Origin of the sequence: Nitrospirillum karajorum (assembly GCF_036348415.1) — a bacterium.
Lineage (GTDB): Bacteria > Pseudomonadota > Alphaproteobacteria > Azospirillales > Azospirillaceae > Nitrospirillum > Nitrospirillum amazonense_B.
In genome coordinates this window covers 1,207,512-1,229,237 of the sequence record NZ_JAZBQB010000002.1, presented here as the reverse complement: position 1 = coordinate 1,229,237, position 21,726 = coordinate 1,207,512, and the positions used below count along the sequence as shown (strand labels likewise).

Genomic DNA, 21,726 nt, shown 5'->3' with positions numbered 1-21,726 from the left:
ATTCGACATTCTGGAAAACGCCGCCGACCATGGTCAGAAAATACGTCTGGGCGGGCATCGCCGTCGCCGTGGCCCTTATTGGGTTCAAGCTGGCCCAAGGCGGTGACGCATCGTCCTTCTTCCTGACGATCCGTGAACTGGCCAAGCCGGTGGCGGTGGTCTACCTGGCGCTGTTCGGCCAGCCCGAGTTCGCCCTGGTGCTGGCGGCGGGCATGATGGTGGCCTGCTTCGGTCTGTTAGCGGGCTTCTGGGCCGGCCAGGTGCGGCGGACCTTGGAGACCCTGAAATCGGTCACCGCGTCGGCCATGTTGATCATGGCGGAGCCCAATGACCGCCGGTCTGCGTCGATGAAGCGGCTGATGGAGTCCAGCCCGCTGCTGATGGATGAATGGCGGATGTTCGAGTCCACGCTGCTGGATGCCGGCCATGGCCCCCAGCGGCGCGCCTACTCCACCATCCGGCCCCAGGAATATTTTTCCATGGAAGCCATGGAAAGCCGCGGTCTGGATTTCCGGTTCTACGTGGCGCTGCCCAATTATTTCGTGGGCGTGGGCCTGATGTTCACCTTCCTGGGGCTGGTGGCCGGCTTGTACTTCGCCAGCAAGGGCCTGCAGATGGGCGACTTGGCGCAGGCGCGCCAGGCCCTGGGCCAGCTGCTGGCCGCGTCCACCATGAAGTTCGTCAGCTCGGTCGTCGGCATCGGCGCCTCCCTGGTGACATCCGTCGTCGTCCGGCACTGGCAGCGCAAAGTGCAGGCGGCACTGGATGATCTGTGCCGTGCCGTCGAGCTGTGTTTCCCCTTGATCTCCGCCCACCGGCTATTGGGCAACTGGGCGCAGGACGGGAGCGACGCGTCGGCGACCGCCCCCCAAGCCAACCCTCTGCCGGATACGGCGGCGGGGCAGGCGTCCTAGGTAAGGCGGGAACGCGGCCATGCGACGGGGAACCAGGGCACACGGGGACGACCAGGAGAGCTATTTCGCCTCCATGTCCGACCTGATGGCCGGCATCGTCTTCATCTTCCTGATCATGCTGATGGCCTTATCGATGTACAACATCGATGAAACGCCCCAGTCAAAGGATGAACAGTCTGAAAAGGCCTATCAGGAAACCATCGCCAAGCTGATGGAAGAGCGCGCGCGCATGATCGAGGCGCTGCTCAAGGATTTGCAGGCCCAGCGGATCGAGGCGTCGGCCGATGCCGCCAATGGCACCTTGACGCTGCCGGCCGCCCAGTTTTTCGCGTCCGACGCCACGGCGCTGAAGCCCGAGGGCCGTGAGAGAATGGCCATAGCGGCGACGATTCTGGCCCGCTATCTGACGTGCAAGGCCGATACGCCCGACATGCCCGCCGGTGCATGCCCGACCATCGCCCCGGTTGAGCGTGTGGACGCCGCGGTCATCAAGGCCACGCCTCCGGCCAATGGTTTGGCCCCGCAGACCGTCGCCCGCATCCAGGCGCTGGAAACGAGCGCCGCGCTGACCTCTGCCCAGCCGACACTGTATGAGTTGGTGGGACGGGCCGGCCTGCCGGTGCTGACCGTGCATGGCCAAGCCACGGAGCAGCCCGCGCCGTCCCCCAACGTGCCTGCGAACCAACATCACCACCGGCCCGCCCCCCGCCCGCTGCGGTCCCGCGGGACGCGGACAGAATGACCCTGAGTTTCACCATGGCGGTGCCACCGCGTAGCTAGGGCGCCGGGGTGGAAGCCGATCGGGATGAACTCTCAACGAGATCGAGACAGGTTCCCCAATGCTGCCGACTGTCGCCTTGACCCGCTATGCCTTGGAGCGCTTGCTGCCCTTGTGTCGCGATCGGTTCGCCGACGCGGGCCTGGGCGGTTTCCATGAGCGCCTGGACGCGGCGGAACAGCCCTTGCCCATGGGCTACAAGCGGTCCATGGTGCAGGCACGGCAGTTGTACGTCCTGGCCCATGCGGCCCTAGCCGGCGAGCGGAGCGGCCAAACGGCTGCCGAGCGCGGATACGACTTCCTGGTTCGCCATTTCTGGGACGCGCGTCATGGCGGCTGGTTCTTCAAGGCGCAGCCGGATGGCCAGCCCCTGGACGGATCCAAGGACTTTTACGGCCACGCTTTTGTCCTGTTCGGGCTCGCTTATGCGCACGCGGCCTTCGCGGCACCGAAGGCCATATCGCTGGCGCAGGAAACCTGGGGCCTGATGCGGGACCGGCTGGCGATGCCGGCCTTGCCGGATGGTGGATGGGGCGGCCTTGCGGAGGGGGCGGCCGCCGATTGGGCATTGAACGGCGCCCCCCGGCGGCAAAACCCACACATGCACTTGCTGGAAGCGCTGCTGGCCTTGCACGAGTTCACCGGCGACGAGACCTGGCTGACCGAAGCCGGCATCGTGGTCGGTCTGTTCCGTAGCCGTTTTTATGACGCGACGACCCACACCCTGGGTGAATTCTTCACCCAGGACTGGCGCCCTGATCCCGCCACCGGCCGCATCGTGGAGCCCGGGCATCATTTCGAATGGGCCTGGCTGCTAGACCGCTATGTGCGGCAGGGCGGCGACGCCACGGTGCTGCGGCTGGCTGACGCCTTGTTCGACAAGGCCGTCGCCCATGGCTTCCTGGCCGACGGTGGAATCATGGACCAGATGGATCCGCAGGGGACGCCTCTGCTGCGGACCCGTCGGATCTGGCCGGTCGCCGAGGCGATCAAGGCCGCGCTGGCGCAAGCGCGGCGACACAGCGGAACGCCTGCCGGCGACGCCGCCGCCACCCTGGCGGAGCGTCTGGCCAGCCACCTGAACGCCGTTTTCCTGGATCCCGCCAGCGGGCGCTGGATCGAAACCCAGGATGAAACCGGTGCACCGACCATGCGCGACCTGCCCGGCAGTACACCCTATCACTTGTTCCTGGCGGCAATGGAGGCCGCAGACGGTGTAACCGGCCGTCAGCCCAGCGGCGGAGACCTCAGCACAATGCGTCCTTAAGCAACGCGTCCTTGTTACGGGTGGCCCCCCAATTGTCGAAATTCTTAAGGTCGGCAATGGTATCGGCCAAAGTCTTCTGGGGCCGACTCAGTTGGTCCACCAGTCGCCACGCTGTTTCCAGCGGCAGGGTCTTATCGGTTGCGGCATCCGAACCCGCCGCGCGCGCCGCCACCTGGTCACGGGCGTAGGCGAGTATGCCTTCGGCGACAGCCGCCGCGGCCGCGGACAGTTCCCCCTTGGCATCGAAGCGCCCGTCCTCCAGCCAGCGGACACCGGCAGGATCCGGCTCCAGCCCGATGATGGAATTATGCGGGGCAGTGAAGAACAATTCGATCAGCACCCGGTTATCGTAAAGGCGCCGCACCACGCTGTCGGCAACGCTGTCCGTGGAAAACAGCCCCCTCATGGCATGCCGCTGTCGGCGTCGCGCGCTGTCCGCGCTATTAGCGAGGCAAAAATAATACCCCTGGACGTTCAGATCGACCATGGGCTGGACCGCCGTCTCGAACGCCTCCTGCGTGGTGCCGTGCCACCCCACATCAACGAGCGCGACACGGGTACCCCGCCGGAACCCCAGTTCCTTCATATAGTTGAACAGGCCGCGCCGGTTGCGCCGACAAATCGCCAGAATCTCAAAGCGGTATTCGTGCAGGAAGGCATGCATGCGGGCATGCAGGGCCGGCGACAAGAGGACATCGTCACCCAGCCCGTACTGCTGCATCACCTCTGGCGCTGGCGCCGGCACACCGATGCGCTCGAGCACCTCGTAGGGCGACAAGCCATCGGATCCGGATAGGAAGAAGGGAAGATAAGTCGTGAAATTCTGGTCGGTGATGGCGGCCAAGGTATAGGTGGTGCGGGAACCACCAAAATAACTGCACTGCGGCAGGTCCCAGGCCCCCGGGTTTTCGCGAACGATACGATCCATGACATAGCCGTCACGGGCCAGGAACAACACATGGTCGATGCCGTCCTGGCGTACCTGCCTTTCCATCCAGTCCAGGAACGCCACGGCGCACGGCCCACCCAGGCTATACCCCAGTCCCCGCAATCCCGTCGGCACCTCGCTGCTGTCGGCCCGGACAGCCGCAGCCGCCACCGTTTCCCGCTGGTAGAGGAAGGTGGCCAGGCCCTTGGCGCCGGCCTGTTCAATGTCGCCGCGAGGGTTATCGCCAATGTGCAGAAGCCGGGCGCGAGGGACCTGAAGATAGTCGGCCACCAAGTCGAAAAGATCGCCGAAGTCGCGCTTGGTCGCATCACAGGTGCTGGAGATGAAGAGCGGCACGGACGGGACGCCGTATCGCTCCAGCGCCTCGCGGAAAAAGGGCTCCGTCAAATACATGTCGGAGGTAATGACCACGGGCTTACCCTGGTCCAGCGCATGGTGGAGTGCCGCCAATACCGTGGGGTCGGGGCGAATGACGTCCAGCTCAAGCGCGTACTCCGCCGCCTGCAGCGACCGCACAAGGGCCTGATCCAGGGGCAGGCATTCGTAGATGCCGGCCAGTGAGATCTCCTTGCGCCCCGCCTTCAGCATGCGGGCGAACGCCTCGGTCTGGGCGGCCTTCCGCTGGGCCCGGAAATCAGACAGGCCGAAGCGACGGCCAATGATGTCGAACACATCTTCCGGGGTATCGACGACGCGGTAGAACAGCGTGTCAAAGAAATCGAAGGAGACGGCGTCGGCGGCCGCCACGGCCTGACGCAACGCCAGGGCCACGCTTTCATCCCGGCCCCGCACGCCATCGGCCGGGGCCATAGTGGCGGCAGCCGCAGCGGTAGCCTGCATCACAACAGTCATCGTGCGGCCTCGAAATGTATCCCGTTAGGATGCAGGTTGGGGTTATGGAACGGGTCGTGCTGATAGAAATTGGGGTGCAGATCGTAAAGGCGCCGGCGATCTCGCACCAGCCGCTCCCGCTTTTCTTCGCTCATGTGGTCCACGCCACGACTGACGGATTCATGGTGGATCAGCCGCACGGCCTGACACATCACGTTATAATACCCCGCCTCATGCAAACGCATGCAGATGTCGATGTCGTTATAGGCGATGGGCAGGCTCACATCGAAGCCACCGACAGCCTGGAACTTTCGCCGCTCGACCATCAGGCAAGCGCCGGTGACAGCAAGCCAATTGTATTCCAGAAGATTACGCAGGAAATAGCCGTGGGCGTCTGGATCCGCGCGCCAGAAGGCGTGGCCCGGCCCATCTTGCAGATTGAGCACGCCGGCATGTTGCGTCTCGCGCCCGCCGGGATACAGCAGCTTGGCCCCCACGGCGCCCACATGGTCCAACTGGGCGTAGCCGGTCATACGCTCGATCCAGTCGGTCGTCACCACTTCGGTGTCGTCATTCAGGAACAACAACACATCACCCGTGGCGGATTCGGCGCCCAGGTTGTTTAATTCCGAGTAGTTGAACGGGAAGTCATGGCGGATGACCTTGACCCCCGGCCAGTTACGGATGCGGTTCAGATAGGCCAGCGATGGCGGTTCCTTCGTTCCATTGTCCAGGACAACGATCTCATATTTGTCGTAGCTGGATTTGGCGCGGATACTGTCGATGCACGCGGCCAGGACCCGCCAATTGTCGCGCGTGGGGATGATGATGGAAACGGTCGGCGTGCCCCTCACATTGTACCGCACGCGATAATATCCCGGCACCTGAGGCAGAGGCTCCAGGGTGCCGTCCAGACCGCGACGGTGAAGGGCCTCGGCGCGCAGCCGCTCGGATGTGGCGATGACATAGGGCTTGGCGTTCAGGTCCGCGGCGACGGATTGCGGAATGATGCGCCAATGGTAAAGCACCTTGGGTACATGACGGATCAGGGGTGTCCTTTCCGCGATCCGCAACACCATGTCCCAGTCTTGGCAGCCATCATATTCCGACCTGAGCCCCCCCAGATCCTGCAGCAAAGACCGGCGCACGCAGCCGACATGGCACGTGTACATCGTGCTCATTATTGTGTCGGGCGACCAATCGGGCTTGAAGAAAGGTTGGGTGAAACACCCATCTTCCGTAATCTTGTCCTCGTCGCTGTAGATGAAATCCGGATTGTCACGATCAATGCACAGCGCCAATTCGTAAAGGCAGTCGACCGTCAACTCATCGTCGTGGTCCAGGAAGACGATGAAATCGCCTGTTGCCGCTGCCAGGCCCGCATTGGTGGCCCCAGCGATGCCCCTGTTCTCCTTCAGACGCAGCACGGTGACACGCGGGTCACGCACACCATCCAGCACAGCGCCCGTGGCGGGATCGGTTCCCGCATCGTCGACCAACACCAGCTGCCAATGGGGATACCACTGCGCTGAGACGGAGCGCAGCGCCGCATCCAGGATAGCGGGCGGTGTGTTGTAGACGGGCACGACAATGGAAAAGGTGGGCGGCCTGGACAGGGCCGCGATCGATGCCGCCAAGTCGATGGGAGGACGGGGAGCGCGATAGACGTAACCGTCGGGCCCCCGCCCGGCGACCGGCATAACATCGACACCAGGCGGCGATACCGGTACCGAGAGCATGCCGGGGGCAACGCCATTCATCAGCCAGAACTTAACGCCCCCCACGCCATGGTCGCGGTGGATGCGCAGAGGATCCACAGCCATCGCCAGGACCCCATAATTGCGGGCGGTGCGTGCCAAGGTGCGCAACGCGACCTTGGCCTGACGGGCGCGACGGGACGCCCAACGCAAAGGAGATGTCAATCGCCAGCTGTGCGATTTATGGATCAGCGCCAACTCCTGGCGCAGGACACTCCTGTCTGCGTCGGATGCCTGCAATTGATATGTGCGCTCATCCACCAACTGATTGAGACGCTCAATGTTGAGATCACGATCCGCCAGCTCGCGGACAAGTTCCGCAATGCGCTCGTCCCGCTTATCCAATGTGAGCGCTTGGCCACCCCCCTTCGGGGAGGCTGGCATTTCTGTCAAGGGCATCGTGACTACCAACAAATTATTCCAAATATATCTCAGCCGATCCGCCAAATCAGACAATTACTTCAATGAACCGGATAGACAAAGAAGCCCTGGTTAAAATATAGAGAACAGACATTTCTGTCAATAAACCCCACCAGTTATTCAGCTCCCCTCACTGCAGCGGAAAGAGGTTCACCGCCAAAGCGCTCTGCTACCGCGGCCCAGCCCTGGCGCCCCGCCGTGACAGTATCATCCGCCAATGACAATATTCGGTCGGGCTGCCGGTCCGGAGCGAGACAGGCGGCGTGCAGCGCCTCGCCCAGGGCCTGCAGCCGCTTAAGACCCGCGCTGCCCGCCGTTGAAATCAGATCGTGGGCTTCAGCGCGTAACCCGTCCAGGTCGCCTCGTGCCCGTAAAGCCGCCACCCGGTCCAGCCGTTCATAGCCGTGCGCCACCAGGCTGGCGATCAGGCCGCGGAATTGATCACGGCCGGCGATCGCCTCCAGCCGCCGCAGGACGCTCTCGTCCAGCACCGGGGTGGACGCCAGGGGATCAACCGCCGCCGCCCGGGCGGGTTCGTGAGGCGAGGTGCTGGTCCAGCGCGCCACCGCCGCCAGGAACTTCCCCTGATCGAAGGGCTTGGCGACGACGTCGTCCATGCCCGCCTCAAGGTATTCCTCCCGCATGCCCGCCATGGCATTGGCTGTCAGGGCGATGATGGGCACCCGCTCATCCGCGTGTCTGGCCCGGATCAGGCGGGTGGCCTCCAGCCCGTCCATACGCGGCATTTGCACATCCATCAGGATCAGGTCGAAGACAGCGCCCGGCGCCGTGGCCGCACGCACGCCTTCCTCGCCATCCTCCGCCAGGGTCACGTCGTACCCTTCCTTGCGCAGCATCAGTAGGGCGACCTGCTGGTTTATCTGGTTGTCCTCGACCAACAGCACACGGCGGCCCGTGGCGCCAGCCGCTGTGACCGGGGCAATCCCTTCGCTGCCCGCCTCCTTGCCGGGACCGGTCGACACCTGGCTCAGGAACAGGCGGCTCAGGACGTCCAGAAGGGTTTGGCGCCGCACCGGCTTGGCCATCACGGCCGCGAAGACATCGACATCCGCGTTGCCCCGGTCGATCACCCCGAAGGAGGAGATGAGGACCAGCTTGGTCTCGGCAAAACGGCTGTCACTCCGGATGCGCTGGCCCAGGATGTCACCCCGCCCGTCCGCCATGGCGAAATCCAGCAACACCAAGTCCGGCGGTTGGCCTTCCGCCCAGCTCCGCTCCAGCGCCTCAAGGGCGGATGTGGCCCCATCGGCCAAGCTGACCACGAGGCCCAGGTCGCCCAGGGCACGTTTCAGGATTTTCTGGTGCAGGGGGATGTCGTCGACCACCAGCACCCGCAGGCCCCTGATGCCGCCCGCCAGGGTATGCCGGTCCACCAGCGTGGCGGCCACCGGGCGCAGGGGAACGACGAACCAAAATGTGCTGCCCTTGCCGGGATCACTGTCCACCCCGATTTCGCCCCCCATCAGTTCCACCAACTGACGGCAGATGGACAAGCCCAGGCCGGTGCCCCCGAAACGGCGGGTGATGGAGCTGTCCGCCTGGTTGAACTTCTGGAACAGGCGGGCGCGCTGCTCCGGCGGAATGCCGATGCCGGTATCGCTGACGGCGATGCGCAGACGGCATCGGCCATCGGCATCGGCGACCGCGCTGGGGGCGGCCGCGCCGGATGCCAGGCCGATCTCGATGGCGACGGAACCGCGGCTGGTGAACTTGATGGCGTTGGCGACCAAATTGGTCAGGACCTGGCGCACGCGGGTGGGATCGCCGCGATAGGCGCCATGGGCCGCGTCCTCGACGTAGCAGACCAGGTCCAGCCCTTTTTCCGCCGCCTTCGGCGACAGCAGCATGGCGACGCCATCGGCCAGTTCATCCATGGAAAAGTCGATCTCTTCCAGATCGACCTTGCCGGCCTCAAGCTTGGAAACGTCCAGGATGTCATTGAGGATGGACAGCAACATTTCGCCACTGTCGTGAATGGCGGAGGCCAGCATCCGTTGCTCGCCATCCAGCTTGGTGTCCAGGATCAACTGCGCCATGCCCAGCACCCCGTTCATGGGCGTGCGGATCTCGTGGCTCATGTTGGCCAGGAATTCGGATTTGGCGCGGCTGGCCGCCTCGGCCGCGAGGCGGGCGTGGTCGCGCTGTTCCGCCAAGGTCGCCATTTCCAGCGCCTGGGCCTGGAGCGCCGCCTCGGCGCGGCGGCGCTCCGCCACCTCGACCTCAAGCCGGGCGACGGTGGCCGTCCGTTCCTCCAGCAGGAGCTGCTTTTCATGGAAGCTGAGTTGCTTGCCCAGCGCCCCGCCCAGGGCCTTGGCCATCATCTGAAGCAGGGCCACGTCCTCGGACGAGAAGGCGTTGGGTTCCGTGCCCATGACCTTCAGCACCCCGACGGCGCGCCCCGCCTCGAACAACGGCGCGCAAATCATGGAACGGACACCCACGGTGCGGCAGGCGGCCCGGTCCACGCGGTCATCGGTTTCACTGTCCGCGCACATCAGGACCCTGGCGGTCTCGACGCAATAGCCGGAGAGGCTGCCCTTGCGTTTCAGGCGCACACCGACGAACTGGGACACCGCACCGCTGGCGGCGCGATAGACCATGTCCTCGCCCTCGGCCAGCTCGACCACCGCGCCCTTGGCCCCCGTGAGGCGCTGCAACCGGTCCACCACCGTCTGCATGAAGGCGCCCAGGTCCAATTCGGAATCGGCCAGCAGGGACTGGGTCAGCACGACTTCGCCCAGGCGCTCCACCTGATGCTCCAGCGCGCGGATACGATCCGTCTCAGACACCGACCGGGTCACGCCTGCCTCTTCCACGCTCAAGCTGTCGCCCTTAGCTATATACCAATGACCACTATACGTAAGCCGCGATCAGTGGGCATCGTCAGAATTGGAACTTCGGGATTATCTTTGGCAGTAAACGTTGTGCGAGGCCGCCAATAAAGGGGCGGCAAAGGCCAGCACACCCTGGCCCGTTCATACATCCTTAACCTTGGCACTTTAACGCTACTTTCAGTGGAAGCACCCTCTGTCCCGTAAAGGCCAGCCAGAAGGTACCCAATGAATATCAGCAAGACAGTCTTGTCCGGTATTGGCGGCGTCGCCGCCTTGGCCGTCGCCTTGTCCGGCATCATCGCCTTCGTCGCCGCCCGCGACCTGGCGGCCCAAGCATCCGCCGGACGCTACTTGGCCGCCTATGGCCAAACCTTGAAGCTGGGCGCGCTGCTGGCCTCGGAACGCAGCGCCTGGAACGCCGCCTTCAGTGCGGAAGGGTCCGCGGACACCGGCCCCGGCAGCGCGCAAGCCAAGGCGATGGCGGCCACGGATGCCGCCCTGGCGGAGGCGCGCGCCAGCACAGCGGCGGCGCACCTGGACCTTGCCGGCCTGGCGCAGGCGGAAAAGCTGCTGGCGGACACGCGGGCGGGCGCCAAGGCCGCGACGGCCCAGACCAAGGCCGACCGGCCCGCCGACGCGGCCGGTCGCATGCAGGATGGCATCGCCGCCACCGCCACCGCCGTCGACCACGCCGCCGACCTGGCCTTCCGCCGCACCGCCGCGGCATCGGCCGACCTGACCGTCCCCTTGCAGATCGCCGCCATGGCGCAGGACCTGCGCGCCGCCGCCGGTACCCGTTCCGCCATTCTCAGCCTGTTCCAATCGGGGCAGACGCTGGACGCGAAGCGCCTTCACACCGCCACGCAGCTGACCGGCCAGGTCGCCACCCTGTGGCGCCTGCAAAAGCAGGCCGTCGCCAACCTGGGCAGCCCCGCCAAGCTGGCAGAGGCGCTGACGACCGAGGAAAACACCCTGATCAAGGAGGGTGAACCGCGCTACCAGGCCATCCTGGAGGCGGCACGCACCGGCGGCCCCAGCCCCATGGACAATGCCGCCTGGCGGGCCTGGACCAGCCCCATGCTGGACAACGCGCTGATCCTGCGCGACCGGGCGCTGGAAACCGCCCGGGACATGAATGAGGAGGCCTTGGGCGACGCGCGCCTGCAACTGTTGCTGGGCTGTCTGACGCTGGCCTTCGTGGCCGCCATCACCGCCCTGGTGGCCTGGGTGCTGCGCCGGCGCGTGACCCTGCCCATCAAGGACCTGACCCAGGCCATCACCCGCCTGGCGGAGGATGATCTGGATGTGCACATCGCCGCCCCCCGTGTGCAGGACGAGGTGGGCGCCATGGCCACCGCGCTGACCGTGCTGCGGGACAACGCCGCCAAGGCCCGCGCCACCGAGCGCGACGCCGCCGCCGCCCGGCAGGCGGCGCTGGATCGCGCCCTGGCGGTGGATGGCCTGTGCCGCACCTTCGACAGCCGCGCCAGCGCCGGCCTGAACGCCGTGGAGGAAGCGGCCGGCCACCTGGCCGCCACTTCCGCCGCGATGACGGAAACGGCGCAGCAATCCAGCCGGCAGGCGTCCACCGTCGCCAGCGCCGCCCAGACGGCCTCCAACGGCATCAACACCGTGGCCGCGGCGGCGGAGGAACTGTCCGCCTCCATCGCCGAGATCAGCCGCCAGATGGCGCAGTCCACCACCATCGCCAACGAGGCCATGGTCAAGGCGGAGGAGACGGACCACGCCATTGCCGCGCTGGCCGCCGCCAGCGCCAAGATCGGGGAAATCGTGGGCCTGATCACCGCCATCGCCAGCCAGACCAACCTGTTGGCGCTGAACGCCACCATCGAGGCGGCCCGGGCGGGCGAGGCCGGCAAGGGCTTCGCCGTGGTGGCGTCCGAGGTGAAGCATCTGGCCAACCAGACGGCGCAGGCGACCGAGGACATCACCCGCCAGATCAACGAGATCCAGACGGTGACGCGCAGCGCCGTGGACGGTGTGCGCGCCATTTCCGACGTCATCCACACCATGGGCGGCATCACCTCCGGCATCGCCGCGGCGGTGGAGGAGCAGGGGGCCGCCACGCGGGAAATCGCCCGCAACGTGCAGGAGGTGGCCGCGTCCACCCACCAGATCACCGCCAGTATCGATGAGGTGCGCGAGGCGGTGGAGCAGTCGACCACCGTGGCCGGCGACCTGCGCCAGGCCGCCACGTCCATGACCGACAGAGCGGAGCGGCTGAAAAGCGACGTGGCGGGCTTCCTGGGCGGGGTGCGCGCCGCCTGATCTGGTCAAGCGGTGCGTCCCGCCTTAAAAGGATTTCCCGCAACGACGGGGAAGCCCCATGGCGCCGACGCACCGCCCATTGACACCGGATGACCTGGACCTGGTGTGCCGGCACCGGGCCGCCATGTTCCGCGACTCCGGCCGCCCGGAGGCCGCAATCACGGCCATGGTCACCCCCTTTCGCGCCTGGCTGGCGCCCCGCCTGGCCGATGGACGGTACTTCGGGTTCGCCTTGGCCGATGCCGATGGCGCGGTCGTGGCCGGCATAGGCCTGATGGAACTCGACTGGCCGCCCCACCCGGCGCATCCGGAGGAGGCGCGGCGGGGCTATGTCCTGAACGTCTATGTCGAGCCTGGCCACCGGCGCCAAGGCCTGGCCCGCCGCCTGATGACCTTGGCGGAGTCGGCGTTCCGTGAGCGCGGCATCGCCTACGCCGTCCTGCATGCGACAGCCGCCGGCCGGCCCTTGTATGAGCAGGCGGGATGGGCCCCGACCACGGAAATGGCCAAGGCCCTGATCTGATCGCTCATACCAAGTAGCGATGATCCTGACCTATGGCCAGGCTCATCGCCCTCAGTCGCCGGCGCCGCCATCCGGCGGCTTGGCTTCCGCGCCTTACGCCGCGCGGCGGCAGTCGCCGCCGATACCAAGGAGCGATGAATGGAAATCATCGCTCCTTGGTATCAGCCGCGCGCCAGGCCCAGGCCCTCGTCGATCCAGCCGGTCAGGCCGCCGATCATCTCCTTCACTGGGCGCCCCAGGCGCGCCAGCTTCAGCGCCGCCTTGGTGGAGCCGTTACAGTGCGGGCCGGCGCAGTAGACGACGAACAGCGTGTCCGCCGGGTAGTCCGCCAACCGCGCCTCGGTCAACTGCCGGGTCGGGATGTTGACGGCGCCCGGCACATGACCGGCGGCGAACAGGGCGGGGGTGCGGACGTCCAGCAGCACGAAATCCTTGGTCTCCTGGGTCGTGGCGTGCCAGACGTCGGCGCAGTCGGTCTCAAACGCCAGTTTGGCGGCGAAATGCGCCACGGCGTCGTCCGGCGCGGCGGCGGGCGTCTTGGCGACAACGGAGGGGCCGGCGGAAATGAGAGCGGGGTCGGCCATGGCGGGATCTCCTGTCAAACGGTGGCGATGGCCCTTTGTCCCCGATGCGGCGTTCGGCCGCCAGGGGCACGCCCGCCAAAAGACGGGTGGTTCCGGCCAACATCCCGCTGACTGTCCTACTGACAGGGGCTGTCATCAACCTGGGTTAAGATTCTCCCATCGACGACAACCGCCGACAGGAAGACACACCCCATGGCCCGGCCCAATTACAGCGAACTGCCCACCCGCGACCTGGCCGCGTCGCGGACCTTTTATGAACAGGCCTTCGGCTGGTCCCTGACCGGCTTCGGCCCCACCTACGCCTGCACCATGACCGGCGACGTGGACATCGGCCTGCAGGCCGACGCGGCGGAGGCGACCCAGGCCCCGCTGACGGTCATCCAGGTGGACGCGCTGGAGGAGGCACTGGCCGCCGTCAGCGCTGCGGGCGGCACCATCGTCCGCCCCATCTTCAGCTTTCCCGGCGGCCGCCGCTTCCACTTCACCGACCCCTCGGGCAACGAGTTGGCGGTGATGCAGGCCCAGGCCCACCAGGACTGACCCACGCGTTGTGCGCAAGGCTGGGACGGCGCGGTCCTGCATCAAAGGGTGGCAGGCCGGCGTTAAAATGCGCCCAACGCGGGTGACCCACGGATCATCGTAGGCTCCACCCGGATGGGAGGTTCCCGTGGTTCATACCCATTCCCTGCCCAGCCTGGCCCTGCTGTTGCTGATCCTGGGGGCCCTGTTCACCTTGGGCTTCGGCGTCGTGCTGTTTCATGTGCCGGGGGAGCCCGCCGTGCGGCGCGCCATCCTGCCCTATTACTGCGCGGTGCCTGTCGTCCTGTTCGGCGCCGCGCTGCTGCTGAGCGTGGGCCTGGCCCAGGGCTGGCCCGGATTATTGCTGATGGGCGGCATCGCGGCCGTGGCCCTGGCCACGTCCCGAGTTTGCAACCACTGCGGCATCGCCGCCCAGCCCCGCAGCCTGATCCCACCCAAACACTGCGCCCGTTGCGGCCAGGCGTACAGCGACGCGGGGGACGCCCGGTGAGTCCGGCCTGGACCGTCATCGGCGGCATCCTTCTGGGCCTGGCCGTGGCACCGCTGGCCGCCGCCATAGCCTGGTGCCATCTGGTTCCCGGCAACCCCGTGCGGCGCAACCGGACCTATCACTGGCTTTATGTTGGCATCGCACTAGCCGTCTTTCTTTACGCCTGGGCGTGCTGGGGCTGGACGCAGGCTTGGCCTTTGGCCCTGGCCGCGCCCTTCATGATCGGCGGGGCCTTGACGGGATTCCGGCTGTGCCCCGCCTGCGGCATCGTCAGTGGCCGCGTCGTCCGGCATTGTCCGCAGTGCGGCGCCGCCATAAGGGCACCGGGCGGTGAGGGCACGCCGCCATAGCCATTCCGCCAATAGGCGGGTATTTCCGGCCAAGCCGCCACCAGCCCCTGGCGCCCCTGGGGCGCTGGTGTTTTCATGGCATCCATGACTCTGCACCGCCCCGCTCCAACCGCCCCGACACCCCCGCGCAACCGCGCCGTGGCCGTGCTGGCCTATGACGGGCTGTGCACCTTCGAGTTCGGGGTGGCGGTGGAGGTGTTCGGCCTGCCCCGGCCGGAGATGGCGGACTGGTACCAGTTCCGCGTCTGCGCGGCCGAGCCCGGCCCCCTGCGCGCCGTGGGCGGCATCCAGGTGCTGGCGGACGGCGACGTGCGCGACCTGGCCGCCGCCGGTACCATCATCATTCCCGGCTGGCGCGGCAAGGATGCCCCGGTGCCGCCGGCCCTGCTGGATGCCCTGCGCCAGGCGCACGCGGGCGGGGCGCGGCTGGTGTCCATCTGCTCCGGCGTTTTCGTCTTGGCGGCGGCCGGCGTGCTGGCGGGCAAGCGCGCCACCACCCACTGGCGCTATGCTCAAACCCTGGCGGAGCGGTTTCCCGACATCCGCGTGGAACCCGATGTGCTGTACGTGGACGAGGGGTCGGTGCTGACCTCCGCCGGCAGCGCCGCCGGGCTTGACCTGTGCCTACACATCGTGCGGCGCGACCATGGCGCCCGCATCGCCAACCAGGTGGCCCGCCGCCTGGTCATCCCGCCCCACCGCGACGGCGGCCAGGCGCAGTTCGTGGAGGCGCCCCTGGCCGATGAGGCCGCCCCCCTGTCCGCGCTGTTCGACTGGATCCGCCGCAACCTGGACCAGGATTTGACCCTGGCCCGCCTGGCGTCCCAGGCGCGCATGAGCGAGCGCAGCCTGGTGCGCCGCTTCCGCGAGGCCGCCGGCACCAGCCCCAAGGACTGGATCCTGACGGAGCGGCTGGGCCGCGCCCGCACCCTGCTGGAGGCCACGTCCCTGTCGCTGGAGCAGGTGGCGGCGGAGTGCGGATTCGGCGGGGCCGACACCCTGCGCCACCATTTCCGCGCCCGCCTGCGCACCAGCCCCACGGCCTATCGCGCCCGCTTCGCCGCTGCGGCCGAATAGCCGCCCGTCACGAGTCCGGCCACCCGCAGGAGAAGGCCCTTAGAGCAAGATGCGATCAGTCGTGATCGCATCTTGCTCTTAACCTGTTCATGATAGAGCGGATTTACACGATCAGGTGACTCCACCTGATCGCGTTCCGCTCTAACAGGATGCGGAAAAACCCTTCCGTCTGAGTTCCTGTCGTGATTCGCTTCCTCATGACGCTGAGGAGGATGGGATGCGTGGCGGAGACATTCGGACGGAAGGCTTGTTTTCGTACGTGAGTTGCGAAGCGCGTGTTCCGCCAAGGCATCCGCTTCGGGCGATCCGGGCGATCTGTGACGAGGCGCTGGAGGTTTTGTCGCCGGACTTTGAGGCGATGTACGCGAAGGTGGGTCGTCCTTCGATCCCGCCGGAGAAACTGCTGCGGGCGCTGCTGCTCCAGGCCTTCTATTCGGTCCGGTCGGAGCGACAACTGATGGAGCAGATGGACTACAATCTGCTGTTCCGCTGGTTTGTCGGGTTGGCGATGGACGCCCCGGTGTGGGACGTGACGGTGTTCACCAAGAACCGTGAGCGGCTTCTTGGAGGCGACGTCGCGGCGAAGTTCCTGGGGGCGGTGGTGGCCCAGGCGCGAGGCCGGAACTTGCTGTCGGACGACCACTTCTCGGTGGATGGCACGCTGATCGAGGCCTGGGCGTCGATCAAGAGCTTCCGGCCCAAGGATGGCGGTGGCGACCCGCCGGGCCCCGGTCGCAACGGGGAGCGCGACTTCCACGGGGAGAAGCGCTCCAACCAGACCCACGCGTCCACCACCGACCCTGAAGCCAAACTGTACCGCAAGAGCAATGGCCAGCCATCGCGCCTAGCCTACATGGGGCATGTGCTGATGGAGAACCGCAACGGCCTGGTGGTTGGTGCGACGCTGACCCAAGCGACCGGCACCGCCGAACGCGAGGCGGCGTTGGCATTGGTCGACGGGCTGAAGCCGACGCGGCGGATCACCTTGGGCGCCGACAAGGCCTTTGATGCGCGTGAGTTCGTCCGGGAACTCCGTGCCCGCAAGGTGACGCCGCATATCGCCCGGAATGATCACCTGACCAAGACCGGGGCGCGGCGCACGTCCGCCATTGATGGACGCACCACCCGCCACCCCGGCTATGGCGTGTCCTTGCGTATCCGCAAGCGTATTGAGGAGGTCTTCGGCTGGATCAAGACCACCGGCACCTTGCGCAAGACGCGCCACAAGGGAACCGATCGCGTCGGCTGGGCCTTCATGTTGACCGCCGCCGCCTACAACCTCGTCAGACTGCCCAAGCTGATGGTGGCGGCCTGACCATGCCCGGATTCCGCCTGCAAACGGCGGAAGCCGGGGAAGATGGCCGCAAAAGCGGCCCGTAGCCCCTCGATCAAGCCTTCAATCGGCTTGGCTCATGGGGAAAGGGGCCTTAACGCTCCATTCTTCCGCACCCTGCTAAAGGCTCCCGCCGTGGGCGTTCACGGCCGCCAGGACGGCGGCGACATCCTCCGCCACCGTCTGATGGCCACCGCCCACGACCAGCGTCGCCTTGGCCGTGCCGCCCGGCGGGATTTCCGTGGGCAGAGGCGGTCGCACCAGCGAGACCGAGGACCCGCGCACCCAGAGGGGCGATCCGTCGGGCCGGGTCAGCCGCGCGAAATCCGCCTCCACACCCAGACGGGCCAGCAGGGCGTCCGGCGCCTCCGCCGTCGCCACCGCCTCCCCCAGGCCGCCCAGCGTCGTGCCGCCGGGTCCGCCCGTCAGCGTGCCAATATTCCCGGCGTCGATGTGAATGGTGATGCCTGCGGATGTCCTGATCTCGGCCATGCCTGTCCTCCCCTCACGATTTCCCCCAGCCAAACCCGGCGCCGGCGGACGGCATAGACGCGCATTGGGAGGTCCCCCATTCGGCCCCATCCAGGCCCCATTCCGCCTGCCCCACAAACCGGTTGCGCGCCCCAGAGGCGAACCCTTAGAGTGCCCGCCATATGACAAGGTTGTCATATGCTCCGCCGGGCCCGTCCGGCGGCAATAAAATCCAGGGAGTATCCGTCCATGTCCCGCGCCCCCCTTCGCCGCCTGGCCGCTGGCGCCGCCCTTTGCGCCCTTGCCGCCGGTGGCGCGCTGGTTTCCCCCGCGCATGCCCAGATCCCGCTGGAAGCCGAAATGTCGGCGCGGGCCACCGCCGCCGCCGTTCCGCCCACCCCGTCGGTGCCGGGCCCCTGGATGGATGCCAAGCTGTCGCCGGATGAGCGCGCGCGCCTGCTGGAAAGCCAACTGACGCTGGATGAGCGCATCGGCATGCTGCACGGCATCATGGCCCTGCCCTACAAGATCGACCGCCTGCCGGACGGGGTGGTCTGGTCCGCCGGCTACATCCCCGGCGTGCCGCGCCTGGGCATCCCCGCCCTGCGCGAAACGGACGCCAGCCTGGGCGTCACCACCCCCCACCGCCTGCGTCCCGACGGCGCCACGGGCCTGCCCGCCGGCCTGGCCATCGCCGCGACGTGGAGCCCGGAGCTGGCCTATCAGGGCGGCGCCATGGTGGGCGACGAGGCGGCGCGCAAGGGCTTCAACGTCCTGCTGGGTGGCGGCGTGAACCTGACGCGCGAGCCCCGCAACGGCCGCAACTTCGAATATCTGGGGGAGGACCCGCTGCTGGCCGGCACGCTGGCGGGCCAGGCCATCCGCGGCACCCAGGACCAGCACATCGTGGCGACGGTGAAGCACTTCGCCATCAACAGCCAGGAGTCCAGCCGCCGTGCCGTGAACGCGGTGATCGACGAGGCGTCGCTGCGCGAAAGCGACCTGCTGGCCTTCCAGTTCGCCATCGAGGCGGGCAAGCCCGGCTCCGTCATGTGTTCCTACAACCGCGTCAACGGCCCCTGGGCCTGCGACAATGATTTCCTGCTGAACAAGGTGCTGAAGGGCGACTGGGCCTATCCCGGCTGGGTCATGTCCGACTGGGGCGCCACCCCGGCGTTGAGCGCCGCCATGAACGGCCTGGACCAGCAGTCGGGTGAGCAGATCGACAAGGAGGTGTTCTTCGACAAGCCGCTGAAGGCGGCGGTCGAGGCCGGGCGGATTCCGGCGACCCGCGTGTCGGACATGGTGCGGCGCATCCTGCGCTCCCTGTTCGCCACCGGGGTATTCGACGTGAAGGCCCCCACCGGGCCCATCGACTTCCAGGGCCATGCCGACCTGACCCGCACGGTGGCGGAGCGCGGCATCGTGCTGCTGAAGAACAAGGGCGGCGTCCTGCCCCTCGCCAAAGGCAAGCGCATCGCCGTCATCGGCGGGCTGGCCGACGCCGGCGTGCTGTCGGGCGGCGGGTCGTCCCAGGTGCTGGCGGCCGATGGGCCCAACCATGATTACAAGAACGGCGCCTTCATCCACATCGGCGGCACCGGGGAACTGGTCCACATCTCCGACGCCGTCTACCAGCCCGACGCGCCGCTGAAGGCCATCGAGGACAAAGCCGGCAAGGACGCCGTGTTCTTCGCCGACGGCCGCTACGTCAGCGAAAGCGTGGCCGCCGCCAAGCAGGCGGACGTGGTCCTCGTCTTCGCCACGCAATGGAACATCGAGGGTCAGGACGTGCCGGACCTGACCCTGCCCCAGGGCCAGGACGCGGTGATCGCCGCCGTCGCCGCCGCCAACCCCAACACCATCGTCGTGCTGGAAACCGGCGGCCCCGTGGCCATGCCCTGGCTGGACAAGGTGGCCGGCGTGGTGGAGGCCTGGTACCCCGGCATCCGGGGCGGCCAGGCCATCGCCAACATCCTGTTCGGCGACGTCAACCCCTCGGGCCACCTGCCCATCACCTTCCCCCGGGATGAAAGCCAGTTGCCCAGCCCGGAGCTGGCCGGTTTTTACGAGCGCGACCGCACCAAGCTGATCGACGCGCATTATCCGGAGAAGGCGGACGTCGGCTACCGCTGGTACGCGGCCAAGGGCCTGACGCCCCTGTTCCCCTTCGGCTATGGCCTCAGCTACACCACCTTCGCGCAAGGCGGGCTGAAGGCCGCCGCCGGCGCCCATGCCGGGGAGGCGATGAAGATCAGCTTCACCGTCACCAACACCGGCGCCCGCCCCGGCCAGGACGTGGGGCAGGTCTACCTGGTGTCGGGCCCGCAGGGGAAGCGCACCCGGCTGTTGGGCTTCGGCCGCGTGGACCTGAAACCGGGCGAGCGCAAGACGGTCAGCGTCACCGTCGACCCGCGCCTGCTGGCCGATTTCGATGCGCAGGCCCATGAGTGGAAGGTGGCGGCCGGCAGCTACACCGTGGCCCTGGGCAGCGACGCCCTGACCCTGGGCGAGACGCAGACCGTGACGCTGAAGGCCCAAACCCTGAAGCCGTGATCCTGAAGCTGCTGTGACTCTTGGCCTGGCAAGCGCCCTCTCGGCGCTTGCCAGGGGGCTTGTGGACGGCCGACACTGGCGGGAAACAACCGCCTGGGAGGGCCACCCGCATGACCACCGCCACCGCCGAAACCGACATCTTCGACTACATCGTCGTGGGCGCGGGTTCGGCCGGGTGCGTGCTGGCCAACCGGCTGTCGGCCGACCCAGGCGTGCGCGTGGCCTTGGTGGAGGCCGGGGGCAAGGATGACTGGATCTGGTTCCACATCCCCGTCGGCTATCTCTTCGCCATCGGCAACCCCCGCGCCGACTGGATGTTCAAGACCGAGGCGGTGCCGGGCCTGAACGGCCGCAGCCTGGCCTATCCGCGCGGCAAGGTGCTGGGCGGCTGCTCGGCCATCAACGCCATGATCTACATGCGCGGCCAGGCCGCCGACTATGAGGGCTGGCGCCAGATGGGGTTGCCGGGCTGGGGCTGGGACGATGTGCTGCCCACCTTCCTGGCGCAGGAGGACCATGTGGCGGGCGCCAGCCCCTTCCATGGGGCCGGCGGCGAATGGCATGTGGACCACCCCCGCATCCGCTGGGCCCTGCTGGACGCCTTTATCGACGCCGCCGGACAGTGCGGCATTCCCCGCACCGAGGATTTCAACCAAGGCGACAATGAGGGCTGCGGCTATTTCCAGGTGAACCAGAAGGGCGGCCGGCGGTGGAGTGCCGCCCGCGCCTTCCTCGACCCCGTGCGCCACCGCCCCAACCTGACCGTCATCACCGGCACCCTGGCGGAGCGCCTGACCTTCGACGGCACGCGCGTCCGCGGCGTGCGCCTGCGCACCCCGCACGGCCCCCGCACCCTGGCGGCGCGGCGGGAGGTGGTGGTGGCCACCGGCGCCGTGGCGACACCGGCCCTGCTGGAACGCTCCGGCATCGGCGCCGGCGCGCGGGTGCGCGACCTGGGTGTCGCGGTCATCGCCGACCGGCCGGGGGTGGGGAGAATTTGCAGGACCACCTGCAACTGCGCCCCATCTTCAAGGTGACCGGCGTGCCCACCCTGAACCTGCTGTACAAGTCCCTGCCCCGCCGGGCGTGGATGGCGCTGGACTATGCCCTGCGCCGGCGCGGGCCCCTGACCATGGCGCCGTCGCAACTGGGCGCCTTCACCCGCAGCGGGCCGGAATACGCCACCCCCAACCTGCAATTCCACATCCAGCCCCTGTCGCTGGACAAGTTCGGCGATACCCTGCACCCCTTCGGCGCCTTCACCGCCAGCGTCTGCAACCTGCGCCCCAGCAGCCGGGGCAGCATCCACGCCCGTGGCCCCGACCCCGCCGACGCCCCGGTCATCCAGCCCAACTACCTGGCGACGGAGGAGGACAGGCGGGTGGCGGTGGACAGCCTGCGCCTGGCCCGCCACATCGCCCAGGCCCCGGCGTTGGCCGCCTTCCAGCCGGAGGAGTACAAGCCCGGCGCCCATCTGCGCAGCGACGCCGACATCGCGCAGGCCGCCGGCGACGTGGGCACCACCATCTTCCACCCCGTGGGCACCGCCCGGATGGGCAGTCCCGACGATCCCCTGGCCGTCACCGACGCCCGCCTGCGCGTCATCGGCGTGCAGGGCCTGCGCGTGGCCGACGCCTCGGTCATGCCGCGCATCACCTCGGGCAACACCGCCGCCCCCACCATGATGATCGCGGACCGGGCGGCGGCAATGATGGTGGAGGACGCGCGGTAGCTTTGGCCGG

General features: G+C 67.4%; 16 protein-coding genes and 1 pseudogene. 12 read left to right on the top strand and 5 right to left on the bottom strand.

Features of this window, described 5'->3' with window-relative positions:
* The first annotated feature begins 29 nt into the window (after nt 1-29).
* The 3 genes from UCD39_RS12905 (at nt 30) to UCD39_RS12895 (ending at nt 2,959) form a co-directional block, all read left to right on the top strand.
* The gene (locus UCD39_RS12905) at nt 30-914 is read left to right on the top strand and encodes an anti-phage protein ZorA-like protein (RefSeq protein WP_330496401.1); all 885 of its coding nucleotides are present in this window, start codon (nt 30-32) and stop codon (nt 912-914) included.
* 19 nt (nt 915-933) lie between these two features.
* Nucleotides 934-1,656 carry a hypothetical protein gene (locus UCD39_RS12900; protein ID WP_330496400.1) on the top strand — a complete coding sequence of 241 codons (723 nt, stop codon included), beginning with the start codon at nt 934-936 and terminating at the stop codon, nt 1,654-1,656.
* Between the two features lie 97 nt (nt 1,657-1,753).
* The gene (locus tag UCD39_RS12895; RefSeq protein WP_330496399.1) at nt 1,754-2,959 is read left to right on the top strand and encodes an AGE family epimerase/isomerase; all 1,206 of its coding nucleotides are present in this window, start codon (nt 1,754-1,756) and stop codon (nt 2,957-2,959) included.
* Here UCD39_RS12895 and UCD39_RS12890 read toward each other — a convergent pair.
* The 3 genes from UCD39_RS12890 to UCD39_RS12880 form a co-directional block, all read right to left on the bottom strand.
* Entirely contained in the window at nt 2,940-4,748 is a 1,809-nt protein-coding gene (locus UCD39_RS12890; RefSeq protein ID WP_330496398.1) for an HAD family hydrolase, read from the bottom strand. The genes UCD39_RS12895 and UCD39_RS12890 overlap by 20 nt on opposite strands.
* 8 nt (nt 4,749-4,756) lie before the next feature.
* Nucleotides 4,757-6,841 (bottom strand): glycosyltransferase family 2 protein, encoded by a 2,085-nt coding sequence (locus UCD39_RS12885; protein WP_330496397.1) that lies wholly within the window; start codon nt 6,839-6,841, stop codon nt 4,757-4,759.
* Between the two features lie 191 nt (nt 6,842-7,032).
* Nucleotides 7,033-9,753: a response regulator gene (locus UCD39_RS12880; RefSeq protein ID WP_330496547.1), complete on the bottom strand. Its 2,721-nt coding sequence runs from the start codon at nt 9,751-9,753 to the stop codon at nt 7,033-7,035.
* 243 nt (nt 9,754-9,996) lie between these two features.
* On the opposite strand from UCD39_RS12880, the gene UCD39_RS12875 reads away from it, so the two are divergent.
* Nucleotides 9,997-12,060 carry a methyl-accepting chemotaxis protein gene (locus UCD39_RS12875; RefSeq protein WP_330496396.1) on the top strand — a complete coding sequence of 688 codons (2,064 nt, stop codon included), beginning with the start codon at nt 9,997-9,999 and terminating at the stop codon, nt 12,058-12,060.
* A gap of 58 nt (nt 12,061-12,118) precedes the next feature.
* Complete coding sequence (locus tag UCD39_RS12870; RefSeq protein ID WP_330496395.1) at nt 12,119-12,583, top strand: GNAT family N-acetyltransferase; 465 nt, start codon at nt 12,119-12,121, stop codon at nt 12,581-12,583.
* A gap of 161 nt (nt 12,584-12,744) precedes the next feature.
* Here the strand turns inward: UCD39_RS12870 and UCD39_RS12865 are convergent, their stop codons facing one another.
* Complete coding sequence (locus UCD39_RS12865) at nt 12,745-13,167, bottom strand: rhodanese-like domain-containing protein (RefSeq protein WP_330496394.1); 423 nt, start codon at nt 13,165-13,167, stop codon at nt 12,745-12,747.
* Between the two features lie 192 nt (nt 13,168-13,359).
* Between UCD39_RS12865 and UCD39_RS12860 the strand changes: the two genes are divergently transcribed.
* The 5 genes from UCD39_RS12860 (at nt 13,360) to UCD39_RS12840 (ending at nt 16,939) form a co-directional block, all read left to right on the top strand.
* Nucleotides 13,360-13,707, top strand: a complete 348-nt coding sequence (locus UCD39_RS12860) for a VOC family protein (protein ID WP_330496393.1) — start codon at nt 13,360-13,362, stop codon at nt 13,705-13,707.
* A gap of 127 nt (nt 13,708-13,834) precedes the next feature.
* Nucleotides 13,835-14,197 carry a hypothetical protein gene (locus tag UCD39_RS12855; RefSeq protein WP_330496392.1) on the top strand — a complete coding sequence of 121 codons (363 nt, stop codon included), beginning with the start codon at nt 13,835-13,837 and terminating at the stop codon, nt 14,195-14,197.
* Entirely contained in the window at nt 14,194-14,547 is a 354-nt protein-coding gene (locus tag UCD39_RS12850) for a hypothetical protein (RefSeq protein WP_330496391.1), read from the top strand. The genes UCD39_RS12855 and UCD39_RS12850 overlap by 4 nt, the downstream gene beginning before the upstream one ends.
* A 75-nt stretch (nt 14,548-14,622) precedes the next feature.
* The gene (ftrA, locus tag UCD39_RS12845) at nt 14,623-15,624 is read left to right on the top strand and encodes a transcriptional regulator FtrA (protein WP_330496390.1); all 1,002 of its coding nucleotides are present in this window, start codon (nt 14,623-14,625) and stop codon (nt 15,622-15,624) included.
* A gap of 217 nt (nt 15,625-15,841) precedes the next feature.
* A complete protein-coding gene (locus UCD39_RS12840; protein ID WP_330495033.1) occupies nt 15,842-16,939 on the top strand; it encodes an IS5 family transposase in 1,098 nt (365 codons plus the stop codon).
* Between the two features lie 138 nt (nt 16,940-17,077).
* Here UCD39_RS12840 and UCD39_RS12835 read toward each other — a convergent pair whose 3' ends face one another.
* On the bottom strand, nt 17,078-17,449 hold the full coding sequence (locus UCD39_RS12835; RefSeq protein ID WP_330496389.1) for a hypothetical protein: 372 nt from the start codon (nt 17,447-17,449) through the stop codon (nt 17,078-17,080).
* Between the two features lie 228 nt (nt 17,450-17,677).
* Between UCD39_RS12835 and UCD39_RS12830 the strand changes: the two genes are divergently transcribed.
* Nucleotides 17,678-19,984 carry a beta-glucosidase family protein gene (locus tag UCD39_RS12830; RefSeq protein WP_330496388.1) on the top strand — a complete coding sequence of 769 codons (2,307 nt, stop codon included), beginning with the start codon at nt 17,678-17,680 and terminating at the stop codon, nt 19,982-19,984.
* 110 nt (nt 19,985-20,094) lie between these two features.
* Nucleotides 20,095-21,716, top strand: a pseudogene (locus UCD39_RS12825) (GMC family oxidoreductase).
* Nucleotides 21,717-21,726 lie beyond the last annotated feature (10 nt).

Excerpts from the sequence above, each read along its gene's own strand:
- UCD39_RS12835 (WP_330496389.1), bottom strand. The coding sequence starts at position 17,449 with ATGGCCGAGATCAGGACATCCGCAGGCATCACCATTCACATCGACGCC.
- UCD39_RS12890 (WP_330496398.1), bottom strand. The coding sequence starts at position 4,748 with ATGCAGGCTACCGCTGCGGCTGCCGCCACTATGGCCCCGGCCGATGGC.
- UCD39_RS12875 (WP_330496396.1), top strand. The coding sequence starts at position 9,997 with ATGAATATCAGCAAGACAGTCTTGTCCGGTATTGGCGGCGTCGCCGCC.
- ftrA (WP_330496390.1), top strand. The coding sequence starts at position 14,623 with ATGGCATCCATGACTCTGCACCGCCCCGCTCCAACCGCCCCGACACCC.
- UCD39_RS12900 (WP_330496400.1), top strand. The coding sequence starts at position 934 with ATGCGACGGGGAACCAGGGCACACGGGGACGACCAGGAGAGCTATTTC.
- UCD39_RS12895 (WP_330496399.1), top strand. The coding sequence starts at position 1,754 with ATGCTGCCGACTGTCGCCTTGACCCGCTATGCCTTGGAGCGCTTGCTG.
- UCD39_RS12840 (WP_330495033.1), top strand. The coding sequence starts at position 15,842 with ATGCGTGGCGGAGACATTCGGACGGAAGGCTTGTTTTCGTACGTGAGT.
- UCD39_RS12865 (WP_330496394.1), bottom strand. The coding sequence starts at position 13,167 with ATGGCCGACCCCGCTCTCATTTCCGCCGGCCCCTCCGTTGTCGCCAAG.
- UCD39_RS12830 (WP_330496388.1), top strand. The coding sequence starts at position 17,678 with ATGTCCCGCGCCCCCCTTCGCCGCCTGGCCGCTGGCGCCGCCCTTTGC.
- UCD39_RS12905 (WP_330496401.1), top strand. The coding sequence starts at position 30 with ATGGTCAGAAAATACGTCTGGGCGGGCATCGCCGTCGCCGTGGCCCTT.
- UCD39_RS12860 (WP_330496393.1), top strand. The coding sequence starts at position 13,360 with ATGGCCCGGCCCAATTACAGCGAACTGCCCACCCGCGACCTGGCCGCG.
- UCD39_RS12870 (WP_330496395.1), top strand. The coding sequence starts at position 12,119 with ATGGCGCCGACGCACCGCCCATTGACACCGGATGACCTGGACCTGGTG.